The organism is Streptomyces sp. W16, from assembly GCF_033194735.1.
In the GTDB taxonomy this organism is placed as follows: domain Bacteria; phylum Actinomycetota; class Actinomycetes; order Streptomycetales; family Streptomycetaceae; genus Streptomyces.
Genome location: NZ_JAWOAI010000930.1, coordinates 1 through 2,182, shown reverse-complemented (window position 1 = coordinate 2,182; position 2,182 = coordinate 1). Strand labels below are relative to the sequence as shown.

At 72.8% G+C, this 2,182-nt stretch carries 2 protein-coding genes; both read left to right on the top strand.

The genetic code is table 11. The features are described 5' to 3' along the window. Positions 1 to 88: 88 nt before the first annotated feature. Positions 89 to 1,807: a lysylphosphatidylglycerol synthase transmembrane domain-containing protein gene (locus R6V09_RS51560; RefSeq protein ID WP_317888315.1), complete on the top strand. Its 1,719-nt coding sequence runs from the start codon at positions 89 to 91 to the stop codon at positions 1,805 to 1,807. Positions 1,808 to 1,955: 148 nt separating this feature from the next. After that, positions 1,956 to 2,182 (top strand): AAA family ATPase (locus R6V09_RS51555; RefSeq protein WP_317888314.1); only part of this gene is annotated, 227 nt, incomplete at its 3' end.

Genomic DNA, 2,182 nt, shown 5'->3' with positions numbered 1-2,182 from the left:
GGAGAAGCTCGCTGGTTATCTGCGGAGTCCGGAGTCCCTGATCCACACATTATTGACCATTTCTCGGGGCGCGGCCCAGAGAGGAACCGTGGCCGAGGAAGGGGCAGCCCGCATCTTCGGTTCCTTGTTGCGGGTGCTCGCCGCCGAGGACCACAACCGCGATCTGTTCCACCGGCTCGCCCGGCGGACCCTGCTGCGCCACCCCGCCGACACGACCGCCCCGACACCGCTCGGAGCCGCCGAGCACGAACTGCTCATGCTCGTCTTCGCGGCCCGCACCGGCGCCAAGGCCGACGAACCGGTGATGGCCTATCCGGTGGCCGGAGGCGGCGCGCTCGTGGCGACCGCCGAACCGGACGACGCCCGCGCCCTGTCCGCCCTGCGGGACGAGGAGTTGACCGACCCGCTCCTCACCGGGGTGTGGACCTCCGCGGCCCGCCTCCAGGAACACCGCCTGGGACATGGGGCGTTGCGCCCGGAACACGTCCGCGTCGCACCGGGCGGCGAGAGCAGGCTCGCCGCGTTCGCGCGCGGCCGGCTCAACGCCCCGCCCGAGGTACTCGGCAGCGACCTCACGGAGCTGCTGGCCACGACCGCGATCCGGGTCGGGCCGCAGCGTGCCACCGCGTGCGCACTGGCGGGCCTGGGACCGGAACTGCTCGCGACCGCGCTGCCGTACCTGCAGCCGCTCGCGCTCATCGGGCCCGCGCGGAGTGCGGTCGCCCGCTACGACCAGGCCCGCGCACAGTCGGCCGGGGAGAAGGCCGGGCGGCGGACGCTGCGGGCCGGCGGGCGGCCCAGTCTGCTGCGTGATCTCGCCGCCGAGGTCTCAACAGCCAGTGGCGCCAAGGAAGTTCCGCTCGCACGTCTGGCGCGCTTCACGTGGAAGAGCGTCCTGGGGCTGGCCGGCGCGTTTCTCGTACTCCACCTCGTGCTGCCGCAGTTGGCCAACGCGCCCGCGGCCGTCGACGCGCTGCGGGACGCCAACTGGTGGTGGGTGCTGGCGGTGTTGCCGATCACCTTCCTCTCGCAGGGGTTCTCGACCTTCCTGCAACAGGGCACCATCCCGGAGCGGCTGCCGTTCGGCCCCACCTATCAGGTGCAGTTCGCCAGTTCGTTCCTCAACCGGATCACCCCGAGCAACGTGGGCGGCATGGCGCTCAACCTGCGCTACCTCCAGAAGACGGGGATCGAGACCGGAGCCGCCACCGCCTCCGTGGGGCTGCAGAGCCTGGCCGGCGCGCTCTCCAACACCGTGGTCGCCGCCGTCTTCCTCACCGCGGCGGGACGAGGCCGAGCCGGAGTGCACCCGGACCTGTCCGCAGGCCGCCCGCTGCTGTGGGCCGTCGCCCTCGCGCTCGCCGCCGGCGGACTGCTCGCCTTCACCCCGCCCGGCCGTCGCTTCCTGGGCGACAAGGTGTGGCCGTTCCTGCGCGCCGCCGGTTCGACCGTCGCCGGGATCGCGACCGAACCGGCCAAGGTCGTCGTGGGTAGTGTCGGCGCACTGGGCCTGCCGCTCATCCAGGTCGTCGGCCTCGCCATGAGCCTGCACGCACTGGGCGCCGACCTCCCCTTCGTCCAGGTCGGCGCGGCCTACATGGCGGCCCGGCTGATCGCCAACGCGGCTCCCGTGCCCGGCGGGCTTGGGGCGCTGGAGGCCGGACTCATCGCCGGACTGACGACGCTCGGTGTGCCGGCCGGGGCGGCTACCTCGGCCGTGCTCGTCTACCGGCTGCTCACGTTCTGGCTGAACGTCCCGCTGGGCGCCCTGGCCCTGAACGTCGTGCAGCGGCGCGGCTACGTGTGACGGCTTCGCCCGCCGTACGGTGGACGTACGGCAGGGTGCCGCCGCCGTACAGTTCCGGGCGCGGTCGGATGACTCAAGCCCCGCCGCCGGGAAACCCCTACGATCCCGCTGATGAAGACATGAGGTGTCCTGGACGGCTGGAGGGCACATGCACGAATCCGAACTCCTCGGCCGTGACCCGCAGTTGAGGACCCTGCACGAACTGCTGGGCAGGCTGCCCGACGCGGGCGGTGCCATGGTGCTGCAGGGCGGTCCGGGGGTCGGCAAGTCCGCGCTGCTGCGGGCCGTGGCGGAACGGGCCCGGGCGGCGGGATGGCGGCTGCTGGAGGTGACCGGAGGCGCCGACGACACGCCCTTCAGCGGTCTGCGCGCCCT